This window comes from Ammonicoccus luteus, from assembly GCF_050880385.1.
In the GTDB taxonomy this organism is placed as follows: Bacteria; Actinomycetota; Actinomycetes; order Propionibacteriales; family Propionibacteriaceae; genus Enemella.
Genome location: NZ_JBNZCI010000001.1, coordinates 1101104 through 1121019, shown reverse-complemented (window position 1 = coordinate 1121019; position 19916 = coordinate 1101104). Strand labels below are relative to the sequence as shown.

At 68.5% G+C, this 19916-nt stretch carries 20 protein-coding genes and 2 tRNA genes; 11 read left to right on the top strand and 11 right to left on the bottom strand.

The features are described from left to right. Window positions 1-40: 40 nt before the first annotated feature. Genes ACQ260_RS05215 through pyrR form a run of 3 tightly spaced genes read right to left on the bottom strand, consistent with a single transcriptional unit; the run spans window position 41 to window position 2876 of the window. A complete protein-coding gene (locus ACQ260_RS05215; protein WP_432558319.1) occupies window positions 41-1309 on the bottom strand; it encodes a dihydroorotase in 1269 nt (422 codons plus the stop codon). Further along, window positions 1306-2259 carry an aspartate carbamoyltransferase catalytic subunit gene (locus ACQ260_RS05210; RefSeq protein WP_432558318.1) on the bottom strand — a complete coding sequence of 318 codons (954 nt, stop codon included), beginning with the start codon at window positions 2257-2259 and terminating at the stop codon, window positions 1306-1308. The genes ACQ260_RS05215 and ACQ260_RS05210 overlap by 4 nt, the downstream gene beginning before the upstream one ends. Further along, on the bottom strand, window positions 2256-2876 hold the full coding sequence (gene pyrR, locus ACQ260_RS05205; protein WP_432558317.1) for a bifunctional pyr operon transcriptional regulator/uracil phosphoribosyltransferase PyrR: 621 nt from the start codon (window positions 2874-2876) through the stop codon (window positions 2256-2258). The genes ACQ260_RS05210 and pyrR overlap by 4 nt, the downstream gene beginning before the upstream one ends. An 82-nt stretch (window positions 2877-2958) precedes the next feature. On the opposite strand from pyrR, the gene ACQ260_RS05200 reads away from it, so the two are divergent. Next, entirely contained in the window at window positions 2959-3282 is a 324-nt protein-coding gene (locus ACQ260_RS05200) for a hypothetical protein (RefSeq protein WP_432558316.1), read from the top strand. Beyond that, window positions 3269-3694, top strand: coding sequence for a DUF5130 family protein (locus tag ACQ260_RS05195; protein ID WP_432558315.1), 426 nt, complete (start codon window positions 3269-3271; stop codon window positions 3692-3694). Before ACQ260_RS05200 ends, ACQ260_RS05195 begins: the two co-directional genes overlap by 14 nt. Window positions 3695-3709: 15 nt before the next feature. Here ACQ260_RS05195 and ACQ260_RS05190 read toward each other — a convergent pair whose 3' ends face one another. Both ACQ260_RS05190 and pepN read right to left on the bottom strand, forming a co-directional pair. Next, window positions 3710-4846 (bottom strand): Nif3-like dinuclear metal center hexameric protein, encoded by a 1137-nt coding sequence (locus tag ACQ260_RS05190; RefSeq protein ID WP_432558314.1) that lies wholly within the window; start codon window positions 4844-4846, stop codon window positions 3710-3712. Next, window positions 4843-7434 (bottom strand): aminopeptidase N, encoded by a 2592-nt coding sequence (pepN, locus tag ACQ260_RS05185; RefSeq protein ID WP_432558313.1) that lies wholly within the window; start codon window positions 7432-7434, stop codon window positions 4843-4845. The genes ACQ260_RS05190 and pepN overlap by 4 nt, the downstream gene beginning before the upstream one ends. Before the next feature lie 117 nt (window positions 7435-7551). On the opposite strand from pepN, the gene ACQ260_RS05180 reads away from it, so the two are divergent. Beyond that, window positions 7552-8175 (top strand): mycothiol-dependent nitroreductase Rv2466c family protein, encoded by a 624-nt coding sequence (locus ACQ260_RS05180; RefSeq protein WP_432558312.1) that lies wholly within the window; start codon window positions 7552-7554, stop codon window positions 8173-8175. On the opposite strand, the gene ACQ260_RS05175 is transcribed toward ACQ260_RS05180, so the two are convergent. Further along, window positions 8176-8961 carry a twin-arginine translocation signal domain-containing protein gene (locus tag ACQ260_RS05175; RefSeq protein WP_432558311.1) on the bottom strand — a complete coding sequence of 262 codons (786 nt, stop codon included), beginning with the start codon at window positions 8959-8961 and terminating at the stop codon, window positions 8176-8178. It lies immediately after the preceding gene. A 52-nt stretch (window positions 8962-9013) separates the two neighbouring features. After that, complete coding sequence (locus tag ACQ260_RS05170) at window positions 9014-9208, bottom strand: hypothetical protein (RefSeq protein ID WP_432558310.1); 195 nt, start codon at window positions 9206-9208, stop codon at window positions 9014-9016. A gap of 49 nt (window positions 9209-9257) precedes the next feature. Between ACQ260_RS05170 and ACQ260_RS05165 the strand changes: the two genes are divergently transcribed. Further along, a complete protein-coding gene (locus tag ACQ260_RS05165; RefSeq protein WP_432558309.1) occupies window positions 9258-10064 on the top strand; it encodes an Fpg/Nei family DNA glycosylase in 807 nt (268 codons plus the stop codon). Next, window positions 10037-11491, top strand: a complete 1455-nt coding sequence (locus ACQ260_RS05160) for a hypothetical protein (protein ID WP_432558308.1) — start codon at window positions 10037-10039, stop codon at window positions 11489-11491. Before ACQ260_RS05165 ends, ACQ260_RS05160 begins: the two co-directional genes overlap by 28 nt. A gap of 22 nt (window positions 11492-11513) precedes the next feature. Here the strand turns inward: ACQ260_RS05160 and ACQ260_RS05155 are convergent. Beyond that, a tRNA-Gly gene (locus tag ACQ260_RS05155) sits at window positions 11514-11587 on the bottom strand. An 88-nt stretch (window positions 11588-11675) separates the two neighbouring features. Here ACQ260_RS05155 and ACQ260_RS05150 point away from each other — a divergent pair. The 3 genes from ACQ260_RS05150 to tig all read left to right on the top strand — a co-directional run bounded on the left by ACQ260_RS05150 (window position 11676) and on the right by tig (window position 14065). Next, the gene (locus tag ACQ260_RS05150; RefSeq protein WP_432558307.1) at window positions 11676-12407 is read left to right on the top strand and encodes a class F sortase; all 732 of its coding nucleotides are present in this window, start codon (window positions 11676-11678) and stop codon (window positions 12405-12407) included. A gap of 64 nt (window positions 12408-12471) precedes the next feature. After that, window positions 12472-12544 (top strand) — tRNA-Pro (locus tag ACQ260_RS05145). A 33-nt stretch (window positions 12545-12577) separates the two neighbouring features. Then, window positions 12578-14065: a trigger factor gene (gene tig, locus ACQ260_RS05140; protein WP_432558306.1), complete on the top strand. Its 1488-nt coding sequence runs from the start codon at window positions 12578-12580 to the stop codon at window positions 14063-14065. On the opposite strand, the gene ACQ260_RS05135 is transcribed toward tig, so the two are convergent. The 3 genes from ACQ260_RS05135 to ACQ260_RS05125 are packed head-to-tail and all read right to left on the bottom strand — an operon-like array spanning window position 14066 to window position 16987. Further along, window positions 14066-14980 (bottom strand): hypothetical protein, encoded by a 915-nt coding sequence (locus tag ACQ260_RS05135; protein WP_432558305.1) that lies wholly within the window; start codon window positions 14978-14980, stop codon window positions 14066-14068. Beyond that, on the bottom strand, window positions 14977-15975 hold the full coding sequence (gene fgd, locus ACQ260_RS05130) for a glucose-6-phosphate dehydrogenase (coenzyme-F420) (protein WP_432558304.1): 999 nt from the start codon (window positions 15973-15975) through the stop codon (window positions 14977-14979). Before fgd ends, ACQ260_RS05135 begins: the two co-directional genes overlap by 4 nt. A gap of 55 nt (window positions 15976-16030) precedes the next feature. Then, window positions 16031-16987, bottom strand: a complete 957-nt coding sequence (locus ACQ260_RS05125) for a DMT family transporter (RefSeq protein WP_432558303.1) — start codon at window positions 16985-16987, stop codon at window positions 16031-16033. 210 nt (window positions 16988-17197) lie between these two features. Between ACQ260_RS05125 and ACQ260_RS05120 the strand changes: the two genes are divergently transcribed. From ACQ260_RS05120 to clpX, 3 genes are all read left to right on the top strand, one after another. Next, entirely contained in the window at window positions 17198-17764 is a 567-nt protein-coding gene (locus tag ACQ260_RS05120) for an ATP-dependent Clp protease proteolytic subunit (protein WP_432558376.1), read from the top strand. An 11-nt stretch (window positions 17765-17775) separates the two neighbouring features. Further along, on the top strand, window positions 17776-18465 hold the full coding sequence (locus ACQ260_RS05115; protein ID WP_432558302.1) for an ATP-dependent Clp protease proteolytic subunit: 690 nt from the start codon (window positions 17776-17778) through the stop codon (window positions 18463-18465). Between the two features lie 158 nt (window positions 18466-18623). Continuing rightward, window positions 18624-19916, top strand: coding sequence for an ATP-dependent Clp protease ATP-binding subunit ClpX (clpX, locus tag ACQ260_RS05110; protein WP_432558301.1), 1293 nt, complete (start codon window positions 18624-18626; stop codon window positions 19914-19916).

Here is a 19916-nt window from a genome sequence, read left to right as displayed (position 1 = left end):
CGCGGCCCATGCTAGAGGAGTGCCCGGAGAAGGGGGCCGCTCAGAGGTCCCGGAACGTCGTCCTCCCCGCCCACATGGTCAGCCGGACGGGATCGGGGAGATCGCGCCCGTGGTAGGGGTTGTTCCGCGACTTCGACTCCGTCCGCGCCCGGTCCACGACGGCACGGCGGTCCGGATCGACCAACACCAGGTTCGCGGGCCGGCCGACCTCGAGTCCCTGCCCCTGATCGGTGAGACCGGCGATGCGGGCAGGCGCGTACGCCATCCGCTCGGCCACCTGCCCCCAATCGAGGCGACCCTCGTTGAGCATCGTGTCCATGACCACCGCCAGGGACGCCTCGAGTCCGGTCATGCCGAACGCGGCGTCGGCGAACGCGTGGTCCTTGTCGTGGGAGGCGTGCGGGGCGTGGTCGGTGCCGACGCAGTCGATCGTGCCGTCGGCCAAGGCCTCGCGCAGCGCCTCGACGTGCTCGTCGGGGCGCAGTGGAGGATTGACCTTGAACGTCGGGTCATAGCCCTCGACCGCCGCCGTGGTCAGCAGCAGATGGTGTGGGGTGACCTCGGCAGTGACCCGGATCCCGCGCGCCTTTGCCCAGCGGATGACGTCGACCGACTCGGCGGTCGACACGTGGCACACGTGATAGCGCGACCCGGTCAGCTCCGCGAGCTGCACGTCCCGGGCGACGATCACCGATTCGGCCACGGCGGGCCAGCCCCCCAGACCGAGGCGGCCCGAGATCTCGCCCTCGTGGCAGCACGCGCCGGGACCGGCGAGCCGCGGGTCTTGCGCATGTTGCGCAATGACTCCGTCGAACGCCCGGACATATTCCAGCGCGCGCCGCATCAACAGAGAGTCATGCACGCACCGGCCGTCGTCGGAGAACATCCGGACCCCGGCGCGGGCCATCAGCCCCAGCTCGGCGAGTTCCTCGCCCTGGAGACCCTTGGTGACCGCGCCGACCGGGAGAACGGCGGCCAAGGCGGTCTCGGCGGCGATCTCCACCATGTTGCGCACGGCTTCCGCGGTGTCGGTGACCGGGTTGACGTTCGCCATCGCCAGGACGGCGGTGTACCCACCTCGCGCCGCAGCCCGCGTACCCGACTCGATCGTCTCCGCGTCCTCCCGGCCCGGCTCGCGCAGGTGGCAGTGGGAATCGACCAGACCGGGCAGGGCGATGAGACCGTCGGCGTCGATCCGTTCGACGTCCGATCCGGCCGAGGCCGGATCGACGAATTGCCCGTCGCGGACCAGCAGGTCCCCGGGCTCGCCACCCACCACGCGGGCGCCGGTGATCAACAGGTCCGTCATGAGGTCACTCCCATCTCATCCGCCCCACCCAACACGTGATAGAGCACGCTCATCCGCACCGCCACACCGGCGGCCACCTGGTCGAGGATCCGCGACCCGGCCGAATCGGCCACGTCGGCCGCCATCTCCAGCCCCCGGTTGACCGGACCCGGATGCAGGATCGCGGCATCGGGCCGCAGTGTGCGCAGGCGGTCGTTGGTGAGGCCGTAGCCAATCGTGTATTCCCGCGGCGTCGGGAAGAAGCCGCCCTGCATTCGTTCGCGCTGCACACGCAACATCATCGCCACGTCGACCTCACCCAGAACGTCGTCCAGATCGGTCGAGACCTCCGCCGGCCACGTGTCCACCCCGGACGGCAGCAGGGTGGGCGGCGCCACGAGGACGACCTTGGCGCCCAGCGTCCGCAGGAGCAGCACGTTGCTGCGCACCACCCGCGAGTGGGTCAGATCCCCGGTGATCGCCACGGTCTTCGTCGACCAGTCGTCGTCGAACCCGCCGGGCAGCGACCGGAAGTGCCGCCGCATCGACAGGGCGTCCAGCAGCGCCTGGGTGGGGTGCTCGTGGGTGCCGTCGCCGGCGTTCACGACCGAGCCGCGGATCCAGCCGGCGGCTTGGGCCGGCGCGCCCGACGCGGAGTGACGGATGACCATCCCGTCCACGCCCATGGCATCGATCACCTGCACGGTGTCCCGCAGCGACTCGCCCTTGGACACAGACGAACCCTTGCCCGACACGTTGATGACATCGGCCGACAGCCACTTGCCCGCGATCTCGAACGACGAGCGTGTCCGGGTCGAATCCTCGAAGAACAGGTTGACCACCGTCCGGCCGCGCAGGGTCGGCAGCTTCTTGATCGGACGGCGCTGGACCTCGGACATCTCCTCGCCAAGATCCAGGATCGAATCGATCTCGGCGCGCGACAGATCCGCGGCCGACAGCAGATGCTTCATCGGGTGCTTTTCCCTTCGGCGGGGCGGCTGATGGTCACTTCGGTGGTGCCGTCGAGTTCTTCGAGGCGTACGCTGACCCGCTCGGACGACGACGTGGGCAGGTTCTTGCCGACGTGGTCCGCCCGGATCGGCAACTCGCGGTGGCCACGGTCGACGAGCACCACCAACCGCACCGCCACGGGGCGCCCGATGTCTTTGAGCGCATCCAGCGCGGCCGACACGGTCCGGCCGGAGAAGAGCACATCGTCGACGAGGACGACGGTCGCGCCGTCGATCGGCTCCGGGAGGTGGGTGTGCCCGACGGCGCGGGTGGGGTGTTTGCGGAGGTCATCGCGATACATCGTGATGTCGAGACGACCGACGGGCGTGCTGCCCTCCGGTCGGTCCGCGGCCCGGTCGATGGCCCGCGCGAGGCGTTGGGCGAGCGGGACACCGCGCGTCGGGATGCCGAGCAGAAGCAGCCGCTCGGAGTCGTGGTTGTTCTCGATGATCTCGTGCGCCATCCGCGTGATCGCGCGGGAGATCTCGCCGGCGTCCAGCACGGCGTGAGCGGTCGGATCGTCCGGGGACGAGGCGGGGGCGAGGTCGGGGCGCGGCGGCGGGATGTCGTCGGTCATTCACGTCTCCTCGGCTGTGGGGCTGAGCCGGGCGGTCCCACCGGCATGGCCGACCGGTGTCATCTGGACTACGGTAGGCCCCATGAGCGATCTGCCCAGCATGTTAGTGCCATTGGCGGGGGGTCATTTCCCCGGTTGGCCGACCACGGAAGCGCCGTCGGTCGTCCAGAACCTGCTCCTCCTGGTCGGGATCCCCGTGGCCATCGCGGTTGTGGTCGGCATCCTGACGTTGTCCGCCACTCTGACCCGTCGCGGCCGCGGTGGCAATGTCCAGGTGGCCGAGCCGCTGTGGCTCGGACAGATCGCCGGGTCGAGGGAGTTCGCGACCGGGTCTGCCCACGGGGAACTGACTCGGGGCGGCCATCCCATCGAGACCACGACTGGAGGCGCAAGTGTCCGCTGGTGATTTCGCGCGTGCCGACCAAGTCAGCGCCGGGGGCTTCTCCCCGTCGCAGACCGAGGACCTCAAGCGCGCCGTGCGCATGGCAGAGGAGGACTCCGGGCTGGGGTTCTCGCTCTACGTCGGGGCCGCCGACGGCAACCCGCGGGCGTTCGCCGAGGGGCTGCACTCGTCCCTCGCAGACGCCGAACGGGCCGTGCTCGTCATGTGCGACCCCGATCGCAAGGTGCTCGAGATCGTGACCGGTCACCTCGCGCGTCGGCTGTTGCCGGATGCCGACTGCCAACTGGCCGCGGTCGGCATGACCTCCAGCTTCGCCGGCGGCGATCTCGCCGGCGGCCTCAGCTCGGGGCTGCTGCAACTCGGTCGGGAAGCCCGCCATCCGCGGACCCTGCACGTGACCGAGGAAGACGCCTGACCCGTCCCGCGTCGGTCAGCCGGCCGTCCCGTCGAACCGCTGTGTCCACGCATCGGTGTTGAGGCGCGACACCCGTCGCTCGAGTCCGGGGACCGCTGCCCCGACGAGGTCCGACAGGACCGGCAGCCACGGCCACTCCGCGGCCCAGTGCGCCACGTCGATCAGGACCGGCGCACCCGCCCAGGCCACGGCTTCCGTGGCCGGGTGATGCCGCAGGTCCGAAGTGACATAGGCATCCACCCCGGCCGCGCGGGCAGCGTCGAGATGCGAGTCCCCGGCACCCGCCAGCACGGCGACCCGCCGGATGGGCCGGTCGCCCGGACCTGCGAGGCGTACCCCCGTCACCGTCCGCGGCAGCGCATCCGCCACCCGCTGGGCGAACTCCGCGGCGCTCACCGGTGCGCCGAGTTCGCCCACGCGCCCGATGCCGTGGGCCGTGTCGGTCGGGGCGAGCTCGAGGATGTGGAAGGCCGGTTCCTCATAGGGGTGCGCGGCGCGCATCGCCGCCACCACCGCTGCCCGCCGACCGCGGGGGAGCACCAGTTCAACCCGGTCCTCCGGCACGTGCTCGACCTCACCGACGGTGCCCACGAACGGATCCGCGCCCTCGAGCGGACGGAACGAGCCGGTGCCGGTGACGCGGAAGTGGCAATGGTCGTACGCTCCCACGCGACCCGCACCCGCCTCCGCACAGGCCGACACCACGGCCTCGGTGTGGCCCTGCGGCACGAAGGCGACGAGCTGGTCCAGCCGCTCGACCGGCCGGGGATCCAATTGGCTCAGCGCAGCCAACCCGAGTGCCTCGGCGAGCGCGACGCAGACGCCGTCCGGCGCGATGTCGGCATTGGTGTGAGCGGCATAGCAGGCAATTCTGTGCTGGATCATGTCGAGGAGCATCCGGCCCTTCGGGTGGGCGCCGTCGACGCCGTGCACGCCGCGGAGCAGGAGCGGATGGTGGGCGACGATCAGGTCCGCCCCGTGCTCGACGGCCTCGGCGACGACCTCGGGGGTGATGTCCACGGTGAACAGCACCGAGGTCACCGGCCAGTCCGCCGCCCCGCACACGAGTCCCACCTTGTCCCAGCCTTCGGCGGTCCGCGGCGGATAGTGGGCCTCGACGAGCCGGACGACGTCGGCGACGGTCGTGCTCATGATGCGTTCTCCTGGGGTGCGTTGGCGGCCCGGACCGCGAGCGCCCGCAGGGCATCGTCGCGGCACTCGTCGATGATCCGGCGCACCGATGCCTGGATTTCGGCGCGGGAGAGCCACGTGTCGAGGTGGCGCAACCACTCGGTGTCGGGGAGCGGGAAAAGGAACCGGAGCGCCGACTGGGCGAGATGAACGCCGTGGTCGCGCCAGACCCCGGTCCTGGCCGAGATCTGTTCGGCCAGCTCCAGATAGCGCGGCGCGAAGTCGGCCAGCAGGTCCTCCTGACCGGGTTGGACGAACTGCAGGCAGATCTGGCGGTGGGTCTCGTTCGGGATGCCCGCCTCCGCCGTGGCCCGCTGCCATGCCGCTTCCTTCGCCTCCCGGGAGGGTCGCGCCGCGCGGGCGCCGGCCGCGTGCTCGCTGCCGGAGAGCGTGTGGTCCCGTGCGAGCTCCCGCTCGATCCGGTCGTCGCCGACCGCACCGAGGCGAGCCAACTCGGTGATCAGGTGCCACCGCAGATCTGCGTCCAGATCGAGACCGTCCGGCACTTCGTGTCCGTCGAGCCAGCCGAGAACAAGATCGGCTCCGGCGTTGGTGGTGATGCCGCTCGCGAGGGCGCGGGCAAAGGCGAGCTGGTGGTCGCTCCCCGGTTGCGCGTCGCGGAGCAGACGTGCGTGGCCGGCGGTGAGCCGCTCCCGCGTGCCCCCGCGGTCCGACGGCGCGAGGAACAGCGTGGTCGCCATCTGCGTCTGGCCCAGCACCCGCGACACCGCCGTCTGGTCCGATTCGTGGGCGATGCCGATCAACGCCATGTCGAGATAGTCCGCCACGGGCAGTTGCGCGTCCCGACACATGTCCCACGCCGCGCTCCAGAGCAGGCTCCGGGTGAGCTCGTCGGGCACGCGGTCGATCGCGGACACCATCGTGCGCCGCGACCGCTCGTCCATGCGGATCTTGGCGAACGTGAGGTCCCCGTCGTTGACCAGGATCAGGTCGGGCTGCGGCTGGTTGTCGAGTTCGGGAATGGGCGTACGCGCGCCGGTCACGTCCGTCTCCACCCGCACGACCCGCTCCAGACCGGCCTCGTCGGACCGGAAGAGCCCGACGGCGATGCGGTGGTCCCGCAGGGTCGGATGGTCGGGGTGGGCGGTCTGGTGCACCGTGAAGCCGCGGAGGCGGCCGTGGTCGTCGACCTCGAACTCCGGCGTGAGCGTGTTGACGCCGGCGGTCTCCAGCCACTGCGCCGCCCAGCCTGACAGGTCGCGCCCGGAGGCTGCCTCCAGGGCTGACAGCAAGTCCCCCAGCACCGTGTTCCCCCACGCATGCTCGGCGAAATAGCGACGGGCGCCCGCGAGGAACGACTCCTGGCCCACGAACGCGACGAGCTGGCGCAGGGCGGAGGCGCCCTTGGCATAGGTGATGCCGTCGAAGTTCAGTTGCACCGCCTCGAGATCGACCATGTCCGCGGCGATCGGATGGGTGGACGGGAGTTGGTCCGCTCGATAGGCCCACGTCTTGCGGGCGTTGTTGAACGCCGCCCAGGCGTGGCGCGGGTCCTCGTCGATCTGTGACTGGGCGAAGTGCGAGGCCCATTCGGCGAACGACTCCTTGAGCCACAGGTCGTCCCACCAGCGCATGGTCACGAGATTGCCGAACCACATGTGGGCGAGCTCGTGGAGGATCGTGTTGTCGCGGTTCTCGAACTGGGCCTGCGTCGCGCGGGAACGGAAGACGAGATCGTCACGGAACGTGACCAGGCCGGCGTTCTCCATCGCCCCGGCGTTGTATTCGGGGACGAACGCCTGGTCATAGGAGTCGAACGGGAATGGCGCGCCGAAATGCTCCTCGAACACCTCGAATCCCGCTTGGGTGATCGCCATGATGCGGGCGGTGTCGAGATGCTCCGCGAGCGACGCGCGGCAGATCACCGATGCCGGGATCCGGCCCGCCGCACTCGTGATCGCCGTGCCGACGCGGTGATAGTCGCCGGCCACGATCGCGGTGAGATAGGTCGGCAGCGGTTCGGTCGGGGCGAAGTCCCACCGGGCGAAGTCGCTGTCGAGAGCGCTGGGGCGTACGTCGGCGGAATTGCTGACGACCAGCCAATCGCGCGGCGCGATCACACTGATCGAGAAGCGCGCCTTGAGGTCGGGCTGCTCGAAGCAGGCGAAGACGCGGCGGGAGTCGGCGGGCTCGAACTGGGTGTAGAGGTAGACCCGCTCATCCACGTCCATGAAGCGGTGCATGCCCTGCCCGCTGCGGCTGAATCGGTGGAGGGCCGTGACGACGAGGTCGTGTTCGCCGTCGGTCAGCTCGAGCGGCAGGCGGGCACCGTCGAAACCCGACGTGTCGAGCGGCTTTCCATTGAGGGTCGCGGTGAGGATGCTGTCGGCGATGACGTCGACGCCCGTGACCCCGGCGCTCGCGGTGAAACGGATGCGTGAGCTGGTGACATAGGTCTCGGCAGGCGCCGACAACTGCTTCCCATCGGGATCGCGGCCGCTCAGATCGACCAGAATCTCGTAGGTCCGGGTGGCGATCAGTCCGGCGCGGGCGGCAGTGTCCGCGCGGGTGATGTTGGCTGGATCCACGGACAGTCCTGCTTCCTGCTTCGACGGCACCAATGCCTTCCGAGCGTAGCGGCCGGCACCCGGGCGATGCCCGTCCGGTTGTCGGGTGCGGTGAGGGCTCTCGTTAGGCTGGTCGTCATGACTGACACCGCGCAGCCCATCAAGGTTGATTTCTGGTTCGATCCGCTCTGCCCCTGGGCTTGGATGACCTCCCGCTGGATGACCGAGGTGGAGAAGGTCCGCGACGTGGACCTGACGTTCCATGTGATGAGCCTGTCCGTGCTCAACGAGGGCCGCGACGGCCTCGATCCCGACTATCGGGAGCGGATGGACAGGGCCTGGGCAGCCGTCCGTGTCGCGCTCGCGATCGACGAGCAGCACGGAAAGGAGAAGCTCGCCGAGTTCTACACGGCGATCGGCACGCGCGTGCATCCGGGGGGCGAGGACGTCACCGAGCGCGCGACCATCGAGGCGGCGCTGGCGGACGTCGGGTTGCCCGCCGAGCTCGCGGACGCGGGGGACACCGACGCCAACGACGAGGCGCTGCGTCGGTCCCACCATGCCGGCATGGATCCGGTGGGGGACGAGGTCGGCACTCCGGTGATCCACGTCAACGGCATGGCCTTGTTCGGCCCCGTGATCTCGCCTGCGCCGAAGGGCGAACAGGCCGGTCGGCTTTTCGACGGCTTTGCGCTGATGACCGAATACGACGGCTTCTTCGAGGCCAAGCGCACCCGAACCGTCGGTCCGATCTTCGACTGATCAGACCTGTCCCCGCCCGGCAGCGGCCCGCAGATAGGCGTGCCAGTTGTCGGCGGACGTGAGCCCGCCGCGAAGACCGAGGGAGTCCAGCACCGACTCGGCCGCGCGGCGGGTTTCCGCGTCCAGCCGCCCGGTGATCTCGACCGGCTCGTCGAACAACCAGCGCGCCGACGCCTGCACGACCTGCACCTGCACCCGCGAACCGGGCCGGAACGTCGACAGGCCCGAGCCGCTCAATCCGTTGTCGAGATGAATGTGATTGCGGTGCGCGGCATCGAACAGATAGGTGAGGACATGGGCAAAGTGGATGTGGAGATGTGCCGCGAGTGCCCAATAGCCGCGCCGCCGCTGCGGCTCGTCCGAAGTCCCTGCCCAGACGTCCTCCCGGCAGGACACCAGGACGTCGCCGTCGCGGCGGATCCTGCCGAGATCGAAGGCGCGGCCCGCGTGGTGCCACGAGTCGCACGCCCCGCGGCCATCGATCCACGCGCCGAAGTTGTCGATCCGGTTCGCATCGCCCAGCCCCGACGTCTCACGCCAGTCCGCCCACCAGCTTTCGAGCTGGCGGTGGAAACCTGCGTCGAAATGGACCGGCCGCGGCTCCCCGTCGATGTCGTAGTGCAGCCGCGCCGCCCCGATCTCACCGTGCCGCGCCAGCTCGGCCCGCGGGACGCACCGGGCTCGTTCGCGAGTCGGCGGATCCGGAAAGCTCGGCACGGTGCAACCGGTCACCCCCAAGGCCCCGGCTGCTGCGAGACCGGTCAGGAAGCGACGACGGGAGAGCACTGGTTGAGCCTATGCAGGGGCCCAAAGTGAGGTCGGCCATCGCGGTGGGGCTTCAGCGCCGTCGTCGGCGCTGGCGCTGCTGATCCAAGCGGGCGAGCATGCCGTCCGCGGCACGCTCGGCTTCGAGCAGATCCTCCGCGGTCGGTCGAGACACCTCCCGGGCGCGCAGGGCACGGCCCGGGCTCACCAGCCCCGAGACCCCGTCGCGCCCGAAATCCCGATGGGGTGAAGGCTCAGGGGTTCTCATGCGGTCAGGATAGTCTCGGAGATCCGATGTCGCGGAGGGAGAGTTTCTGATGCCCGAGGGACACACCCTGCATCGACTCGCACTGGACCTCGGGGAGGCGTTCGCCGGGACCCGACCCGCAGTGAGCTCGCCGCAGGGCCGGATGGCCGCCGCCGCGGAGTTGCTGGACGGCACCGAGCTGGTGGCGACCTCCGCCCACGGCAAGCACCTCTTCCTGGATTTCGAAGCCGATCGCATCGTCCACATCCACCTCGGCCTGATCGGCAAGTTCCAGATCGGCCCGTTCCGTCCCCCCGTCGGACAGGTCCGGCTGCGGCTCGCCAACGACGAGACCGCCGCCGATCTGCGGGGCCCCCAGCTCTGCGCCCTGCGCACGCCCGCCGAGGTGTCCGCCCAAGTGGCGCGGCTGGGCCCTGACCCACTGCGGTCCGACGCCGATCCCGACCGTGCGTGGCAGCGGATCAAGCGGTCGAGCAAACCGATCGCTGCGCTGCTCATGGATCAGTCGGTGCTGTCGGGGGTCGGCAACGTCTATCGCGCCGAGGTGCTGTTCCGGAACCGTCTCGACCCGATGCGGCCGGGGAAGGAGCTTCGCGAAGCGTCGTGGCGAGCTGTCTGGGCCGACCTGGGTGAGCTCATGCCATTGGGTGTGCGGGACAACCGCATCGACACGGTCCGACCTGAACACAGCCCGGAGGCCATGGGCCGCCCTGCGCGCGTGGATGACCACGGCGGGGAGGTCTATGTCTATCGGCGCCACGACCAGCCGTGCCTGGTGTGCGGCTCGCGCGTCCGGACCGCCGTGCTGGAGGGACGGAACCTGTTCTGGTGCGGACGCTGCCAGAGGCGCCGATGAACTCGCACGAAGAGGTGCTCAGCTGGTGGGGGGACACGGCCGGGTCCGAGGGCGCCCAGATCACCGTCGGGCCCGACGGCCGGCTCACTGGTCTTCTGCTCGGCGACTCCGAACAGTTGGTCGGCGCACTGGGCGTGCGGGGGATCGCGGACGAGCCCTATCGACCTGATGAGATCCGGGTCGATGCCGACGAAATCGAGACGGCCGGCCGCTGTGCGGGGCTGGATGTGCGGGTGCGGCACAGCTTCGACCACGTGTGGCAGATGCGCATCGGGCTCACGAACCCGGGGGACCGCCCGGTGCGGGTCGGCCGGCTCCTGCTGGATGCCGCAGCCGGTGCAGATGGCCTGCTGGAGGTGTTCGGTGCGGGCGCGGTCGCGTACCTCACGTATCACCGCCTCACCTCGCCCCGCTGTCTCAGCCTGCGGCTCACCCGCGGGGACCTGTTCGCGGGCCGGGACGGGCTGGGCACTCCAGAGCTCGAGTTGGCGCCCGGTGGCCGTTATCAGGTGGTGCTGTCGGGGGAGTGGTACGCCGGCCCCGATCGAGTGCGGCAGCGGCTCCCGATCTGGTTTCCCGATTCACTCGATCACCCGTTCGCAGATCGCGCCGACCCGTTGATCGAGCACCCGGATGTCGCGGTCACGGTGCGGGCCGTGACCGGCGCGCCGGACCTCGATGTCCTCGAGATCGCCGAACCGCGCGGTGTCGCTCGGCTGGAGGTGTCGTATGTCGATATCCACCGCGCTTGCGGCCGCATCGCGCGCGACCTCGTCGATCGGGGTGAACTCACCACGGCCGCCGAAGCGCTGATCGTGTTGCGCGGCGTCGCGGACCACACAGTGGGGCAGGACGAAGCCGCGGGGCTCGTCGAGGCCTATCTGGACAGGCCCGGGGACGCCCCCGGGCCGCTGCGGGTCGTGCTCCTGCTGCGTGCGCGAGACCTGCTCGGGGAGCATCTCGCGGTTCGGGCGGCGGCAGAACTGGCAGCACTGCCGCCCGGCCCCGGTGTCCTGCTTGCCGGCCTCCATCTGTTCACCGCCGCGCCCGATGCGGTCGACGGGCTCACGCCGGAGAGCTTGGCGGGACGTCTTGTCGGGCTTCTCGCAGACCCGGACACCGACCCGGTCACGCTCACAGAACTTCAGCTTCTGCTGGCGGGCGGGTCGGAGGAGGTCGGCGTACGCCTGGTCCGCGCGCGACGTGAGGTCGACCTGTTGTGCGCGACAGACCCCGGAGAGCTGTGGCCGCTCCGGAGCGATGCCGACGCGGCCCGGGCCCTCGCGGTGGACGCACTCCTGCCGAACCCGCAGGGCGAGCCGACGGTCGCGTACCGGCGCGTACGCAGGCTGATTGCTCGCTCACCGCTGGAACCGGACGGTCTCGAAGCGGTCGCGTGGCTGCTCACGCTGCCCTCGACGGACTGAGCTGCCCTCGACGGACTGAAATTGGAGCGGATGACGGGAATCGAACCCGCGTAGCCAGTTTGGAAGACTGGGGCTCTACCATTGAGCTACATCCGCGTGCGCAGCACAGCATAGCTGATCTGCGCAGGATCGACCGCGTTGCGGATATCGTGCAGAGGTCGCCCCGGTCGAGGAAAGTGCCCCCATGCCCAAGCTTTTGAAGAACCGCGCGTTCCAGGTTGCGCTCGGAGTGCTGGTCGCCGCCCTCATCGTGGTGGGGGCGGTCCTCGCCCTCCGGCCGACAGGGCCGGCGCAGGTGGCGACCACGCCGGCGGACAGACCGGTGGCGACGACCGGACCCGCCGAGGCCAGGACACCCGACGGGTCGTCCCCCACCGCCGCGGCGGGCCAGGAGACCTGCACGAACTTCACCGGGCCCATGGAATCGCCGACCCAGTTCGTGATCGAACGCATGCAGGTCGACTCGCCGATGATGGTCGTCGGCAAGGACAAGGACGGCAATCCGGGCGCCCCGCCGCCGAACGAGGCCTACACGACGGCGTGGTACAACGGCAGCCCCGAACCCGGCACCACCCAGGGCAACGTCATCCTGACGATCCATACCTATTCCAAGGGCCAGGCGCTCGGCAACGATCTCTATGGGAAGAACGGCCTGAAGGACGGCACGGGCGGGCTCCGGGAGGGCGACCTGATCAAGGTGTCCGACGCGCAGGGGAACCAGGTGTGCTATCGCTACACGGGCAGCACCAAAGTCTGGGTCGACACCTATGACCCGACCTCCGGTGTGTTCCACAACCCCGATGGCCCACCCCAGCTGGCGATCATGATCTGCTGGGACTTCGTGCCCGCCACCGGGGACTGGGACTCGCGCATCATTTTCTATGCCGAGCTGATTCCTGAGGGACAGCCTGTCTGATTCGTGTTCCGAGTAGATCCGGGGGCGTGATGGCGGTTAGACTCGCCATCGCCCAACCGGGCACCGGGGCGTAGCGTAGTGGCTAGCGCGCCTGCTTTGGGAGCAGGAGACCGCAGGTTCGAGTCCTGTCGCCCCGACGTTTCAAATGACGTTCATCCCAGGAGAAGACCTTGCCAAGCACCGTTGAGAAGCTGAGCCCGACCCGGGTCAAGATCACCGTCGAGGTGCCGTTCGCCGAGTTGAAGCCAGCCTTGGACAAGGCCTATCGGGACATCGCCTCACAGGTGAACATCCCCGGTTTCCGGGCCGGCAAGGTGCCGCCGCTGGTGATCGACCAGCGGTTCGGCCGCGGCATGGTGCTCAACGAGGCCATCAACCAGTCCCTGCCGGAGCTCTATGGCAAGGCCATCCAGGAGAACGAGCTCACCCCGCTCGGCGAGCCCGAGGTCGAGGTCACCAAGCTCGAGGACAACGAGCTCGTCGAGTTCACCGCCGAGGTGGATGTGCGGCCCGAGTTCGAGGTCCCCGCGTTCGACGCCGTGTCGGTGCAGGTGGACAACCTCGAGGTCGGTGAGGAGCGCGTCGAGGAGCAGATCGATCTTCTCCGGCAGCGGTTCGGCACGCTGGCCGAGGTCGAGCGCGCCGCAGAGGAGGGCGACGTGGTGACCGTCGACCTGGTCGGCGCCCAGAACGGCGAGGAGCTCGAAGAGGCGACGGCTGCCGGGGTGCAATACAAGATTGGTTCCGGCGGCATGCTCGATGGCCTCGACGAGGCCGTGACCGGCTTGTCCGCAGGCGAGTCCGCGACCTTCTCCTCCGAGCTGGTCGGCGGCCCGCTGCGCGGTGAGACCGTCGACGTGACCGTCACCCTGCAGAAGGTGTCGGTGCAGGAACTGCCCGAGGTCGACGACGAGTTCGCGCAGTTGGTGTCCGAGTTCGACACTGTCGATGAGATGCGCGAGGACCTGCGCGCCACCGTGCAGAACATGGCCCGCCTCGAGCAGGCGGCCGATGCGCGTGACAAGGTGCTCGAGGAGGTCATCTCCCGCGTCGAGATCGAACTGCCCGAGAAGGTCCTGCAGGCCGAGATCGACGCCCGGCACCAGCAGATCCAGAACCAGCTCGCCCAGGCCGGCCTGACCCTGGACCAATATCTGGAAGACGGCGACACCGAGCAGACTGCCGAGGAGTTCTGGGCCGATATCGATGCCCGTTCCGCCGAGGCGCTCAAGGCGCAGCTCCTCCTGGACCAGGTCGCTGACAACGAAGAGATCGGCGTTGAGCAGCAGGACCTGACCCAGCACATTCTCCGCAAGGCCCAGCAGTCCGGCACGTCTCCCGAGCAGGAGATGCAGCACATGCTGGAGCACAACCACATGGGCGAGTGGATGACCGAGATCCGCCGGGGCAAGGCGCTCGCCATGATCGTCGACGCAGCCACCGTGACCGACGCGGACGGCAACGACATCAACCTCAAGTTCCTCCAGGAGGACGGCTCGCTCGCCGGGATGGACACCGAGGGCGAGGTCGACGTCGAGTCGGCCGATTCCCCCGACAGCCCGGATTCCCCCGACAGCCCGGATTCCCCCGACAGCCCGGACTCCGCCGACGAAGTCGAGGAGCCCGCGGAGGCGGAGGAGACAGCGGACAAGGCCTGATCAATCAGCCTTTGCCAACGGCCCGTTCCCTGCAGGGGGCGGGCCGTTCTCTTGGGCTGCCGGGGTCGGCAGAACGTTGTACGCCCACATGAGCGACTGCGTCGGACTCGCCACTTTCCGTCGCAGCCGTGGTGACAGGATCAGATAGCCCAGCCCCGCGACAACGATTGCCACGGCGAGAGCAACGGCCCCACCGGCCATCCAGTCGGTGTTGGGACCACCGAGGGCGAAGTCCAGGAACAAGGCCAGGGCGAGCGGGACGGCGATCATCGCACCGACACCGAGCAGACAACCGCCGACGGCCTTGCGGAAGCAGCCACCGCCATAGGGATTGGGCCGATCGTCCGCATAGACCCCGCGCGCGAGTTGCCCGGGACGATCGCTCGCCCAGGCAAGGAGGGCTCCCCGGCTGCGTCGCCGCCCCAGGGTGATCGCGGCGTTCCTGGCAAATCCCGCCAGTGTGCTCAGCACCAGAGCGACGCCCGAGAGGGCGACCAACGACCCCGCGCCCGAGGACAGATCGTCGCCGAAGCGCCAGTCGCCGGCCACGCTCTCGAGCCCACCGGTGAAGGCGCCGACGACGATGGCCAGAATGCCCGCCCCGAGGAATGTCCAGCCGAGGACAAAGAAGACCCACCACCACAGCCGCTCGAAGAACACGTGGACACCGGCCGCGCGACGATGGATCGCGAGCATCTCCGCGCGCTCCGTCACCAGCGCCGGGCTCAGCGCGCGCCGATTCCGGACGTCGTCGTCCACCTGCCCGATCGCCTGCGCGAGCTCTGCCTTGGCCCGCACCTGGGCCCGATGGCCGAAATAGCGGGTGCGCTGGGCGTCATCGAGCAGCTCGATGATGGTTGCTGCACGATCGGCCGCCGGGATGGTGCCGGGGGCGTCACCGGGGGCGGCCGTCACAGCTCTCGGAGTCCGGGCATGACCTGGTCGGCGAACGTGGTCAGGAACCGGTCCTGGTCGTGACCGGGAGCGTGGAAAACGAGGTGGTTGAAGCCGAGGTCGGTATAGAAGCGAATCCGGTCGATCGCGTCCTCGGGGGTGCTGGCGACGATCCAGCGTTGGGCGATCTGCTCGATCGGCAGCGCATCAGCGGCCGCCTCCATCTCCTCGGGGTCGGAGATCGAATGCTTCTGGTCTTTCGGCAGGGACAGCGGCGCCCAGAACCTGCAGTTCTCCAGAGCGAGCTCGGGATCGGGGTCGAAGGACAGCTTGATCTCGATCATCCTGTCGATCGAGTCGAACTCTCTGGCGTTCAGGTCCGCACCCTCTTTGACCGCGGGGATCAGCTCATCGCGATAGAGCTCTGCCCCCTTGCCGGAGGTGCAGATGAAGCCATCGCCCTGGCGGCCTGCGTACTTCGCGACCACTGGGCCGCCCGCCGCCACATAGATCGGGATCGGTGTGTCCGGGCGGTCGTAGATCATCGCGTCCACCGTGCGGTAATAGTCACCGGCGAAGGTCACCCTGTCCTCGGTCCAGAGCCGCCGGATGAGGCGTACGGACTCGCGGAGACGTGCGAAACGCTCCTTGAACGGCGGCCACTCGGGTTGCCCGACCGCGATCTCGTTGAGCGCTTCGCCCGTGCCGACGCCCAGCATGACCCGGCCCGGATAGAGACAGCCCATCGTCGCCCACATCTGCGCGATGACCGCGGGGTTGTAGCGGAACGTCGGCGTCAGCACCGACGTGCCGAGCATGATCCGCTCGGTGCGGGCTCCGACATGGGCGAGCCACGCGATCGAGTTCGGGGCGTGGCCGCCCTTGTGGCGCCACGGCTGGAAGTGGTCGGAGATCGTCGCGGAGTCGAACCCGTGCGCCTCTGCCGAGACGGCGAAGTCGGCGAGCTCGAGCGGCGCGAACTGTTCGGCGGAGGCCTTGTAACCGATCCTGATCATGCGGGCTCCCCTCGTGATGACGATGGGACCAGCAAACCAGCGCTCAGATCCGGTTCTACCGTGGGGTGCCCTCGGGCAGGGGAGCGGGAGGTACGCCGGCGGCGGTCGGTGCACGCACCGCCGTGCGCTCCTGCGTGCGCTCGTGCAGAGCCAGCGCGATGATCGTCACGAGGACCAGAACGAACCCCGCCCACTGGGTCGGCTGAAGCGTGGCGTGCTGGATGAAGACACCGATTGCCGCGGCGGTCAGCGGGAACGCCAGCTCTGCGAGGGTGGCACGGGAGGCCGGGGTGTGCTTGAGCCCCACGTAGTAGAGGACGAGCGCGATCAGCCCCGGCACGAGTGCCAGCACCAGCAGCCGAGGCCAAGTGGCCATCGGCATGAGCAGCGGCGATCCGGTGGCCGGGGCGATGACCAGGAGCGCGAGCATGCCGAAGAAGAACCGCAGGGCGGTGACGTGATGGAAGGCGAGTTCTCCGCTGACGAGCCGGCCGAGCACCGTGCCCAGCGCCCACAGTGCGGCCGATCCGAGCCCGAGCAGCGCCGGAGTGAGGGCATTCACGCCCACCCCGAGCGGGTTGGGGAATGCGAGCAGCCAAGCGCCCACCAGCGCAGGCACCGCGAAGAACGCGAATCGGGGCCGCAGCCGCTCTCCCAGCAGAACGGCCGCGAACGTGAGAGCGAGCAGCGGCTGGAGTTTCTGAAGCACCTGCGGGGTGATCGGATCGCCGGTGCGGAACGCGAGGGTGAACAGCGTGGTGGCCAGCGCTGACGAGCCGCCCCCGATCACCAGGATGGCGATGCGCGTGCGGAGCGTGCTGCGCCACCAGGCGCGCAGTGCACCGATCAGCACCGGGGACACCAGCAGGACGAGGATGAGGTGCTCAGCGAGGACGATCGTCGGAGAGGCGTGCTCCTTCGACAGCGGCGAACGGAGCAAACCCGAGACCCCCCACATCGAGGCGGCGAGGGCGATCAACCAGGTGCGGTCGGCGGCGGTGCGGGTGGCCACGGAAGGCTCCTTCGACAGGGACTGCGGTCACAGCGCCCGAGCGGGAACCCGCAGGGGCCGGACCAGTCTGACAGCACCGGTGCGCCGTCAGCGAACAGCGCAGGATAACCGTTCGGATTGTCCGAGCGGACAGGTAGTTTCAGGAGCGTGAACAACATCGGACTCAACCCGTCGCTGATCCGCGCGGCCTCCACCGGCGGTGGGGCCAGCATGAGCGACAACGTCTATCAGGCACTCCTGGCCAACCGCATCATCTTCTTGGGCTCCGAGGTCCGTGACGACAATGCGAATGCCATCTGTGCCCAGATGCTGCTGCTCAACGCGGAAGACCCTGACAAGGACATCTACCTTTACATCAACTCGCCCGGCGGTTCGGTGGACTCCGGCATGGCGATCTTCGACACCATGCAGTGGATCTCCAACGATGTCGCGACCGTGGCCATGGGCCTCGCGGCGTCCATGGGCCAGTTCCTGCTCTCGGCGGGCACCAAGGGCAAGCGCTATGCGCTGCCCCACAGCCGCATCATGATGCACCAGCCGTCGGGTGGTCTGGGTGGCACCGCCTCCGACATCCGGATCCAGGCGGAGCAGTCACTGCACATCAAGCGTGTGATGGCCGACCTGATCGCCCAGCACACCGGCCAGACCGTCGAGCAGATCAATGCCGACTCCGACCGCGACCGCTGGTTCACCGCGGCGGAGGCCTTGGAATACGGCTTCATCGATCACGTCTACGAGAAGGCGTCCCAGATCACCGACGACGCCCCGAACCAGTGAGAGGAGCAGACATGAACTTGAACAACCTCGCTCGGTTCAACATGGAGCAGCGGGAGCAGGCGCTCCCGCCGTCCGGACTGGCCCCTGAAGGGCCGATGAGCAACTACTTCATCCCGCAGTGGGAGGAGCGCACGTCCTACGGTGTGCGTCGGGTCGACCCCTATACCAAGCTGTTCGAGGAGCGGGTCATCTTCCTCGGCACCCCGGTGAACGACGAGATCGCCAACGCGGTCATGGCTCAGCTCCTGTGCCTGCAGTCGATGGATTCCGATCGCAAGATCAGCATCTATATCAACTCTCCGGGCGGTTCGTTCTCGGCGATGACGGCCATCTATGACACGATGCGCTACATCAAGCCCGAGATCGAGACCATCTGCCTCGGCATGGCGGCATCGGCTGCGGCCGTGCTGCTCGCAGCGGGGACCAAGGGCCGGCGGCTGGCGCTGCCGAACTCGACGATCCTCATCCACCAGCCGGCGATGGGGCAGTCCTCCTATGGCCAGTCCTCGGACCTCGAGATCCAGGCCAACGAGATCCTGCGGATCCGCGCGCTGATGGAACAGATGATCGCCGATGCGACCGGACAGGACGTCGCGACGATCAGCAAGGACGTCGAGCGCGACAAATATTTGACGGCCGCACAGGCAAAGGAATACGGCATGATCGACGACATCCTCGTGTCGTTGAAGAACGCCGACTGATCGACAACTGAACAACACCCTGCCCGCCGACGGAATGGCGTCACCTGTCGGCCCGCGGCGGGTTAGGGTGTGGTCCGCGTGGTCGTGAACGCCACGAGGGCCGGGCTCGAACCCACCCGGGGTGAGAGTCGGAACCTTGAAGATTCGGGAGGCCGGCAATGGCGCGCATCGGTGAGAGCGGTGACTTGCTCAAGTGCAACTTCTGCGGAAAGAGCCAGAAGCAGGTCAAGAAGCTCATTGCTGGTCCTGGGGTCTATATCTGTGACGAGTGCATCGACCTCTGCAACGAGATCATCGAGGAGGAGTTCTCCGAGAGCTCCGACGTCGGGTTGCTCGACGAGTTGCCCAAGCCGCGTCAGATCCGGGAGTTCCTCGACACCTATGTGATCGGCCAGAGCAACGCCAAGAAGGCGCTGGCGGTCGCCGTCTACAACCACTACAAGCGCGTGCAGGCCCAAGCAGCCTCCACGCCCCGCCGGGCGGCCGAGGACGACGCGGTCGAGTTGGGCAAGTCCAACATCCTGCTCATCGGCCCCACCGGCTGCGGCAAGACCTATCTCGCGCAGACGCTCGCCAAGATGCTCAACGTGCCGTTCGCGATGGCCGATGCGACGGCTCTCACCGAGGCCGGCTATGTGGGTGAGGACGTCGAGAACATCCTGCTCAAACTGATCCAGGCCGCGGACTTCGACGTGAAGAAGGCCGAGACCGGGATCATCTATATCGATGAGATCGACAAGGTCGCCCGCAAGTCCGAGAACCCGTCGATCACCCGGGACGTGTCCGGCGAGGGTGTCCAGCAGGCGCTGCTCAAGATCCTCGAGGGCACAACCGCGTCCGTGCCGCCGCAGGGCGGCCGCAAGCATCCGCACCAGGACTTCATCCAGATCGACACCACCAACGTGCTGTTCATCGTGGGCGGTGCGTTCGCAGGTCTCGAGCACATCATCGACAGCCGCGTGGGCAAGCGCCCGATCGGCTTCAACAACGACACGGAGGCACGCCAGCCCGAGTCGAGCGACCCGTTCGCCGACGTTCGGCCCGAGGATCTCGTGAAGTTCGGCCTGATCCCCGAGTTCATCGGCCGGCTGCCCATGATCACCTCGGTGGCTCCACTGGACCGTGACGCACTGATTCGCATCCTCATCGAGCCCCGCAACGCCCTGATCAAGCAGTTCCGCAAGCTGTTCGAGCTGGACGGTGTCGATCTCGAGTTCACCGACTGCGCCGTCGAGGCGGTCGCCGACCTCGCTCTGGCACGCGGCACCGGCGCCCGTGGTCTGCGCGCGATCCTCGAAGAGGTCCTGCTCAATGTGATGTATGACGTGCCCAGCCAGGAGGACGTCGCGCGCGTCGTCATCTCCGGTGACGTCGTCAATCAGTCCGCTCTGCCGACGCTGGTTCCGCGGTCCCAGCTGCCCAAGCGGGAACGGCGCGAGAAGAGCGCCTGA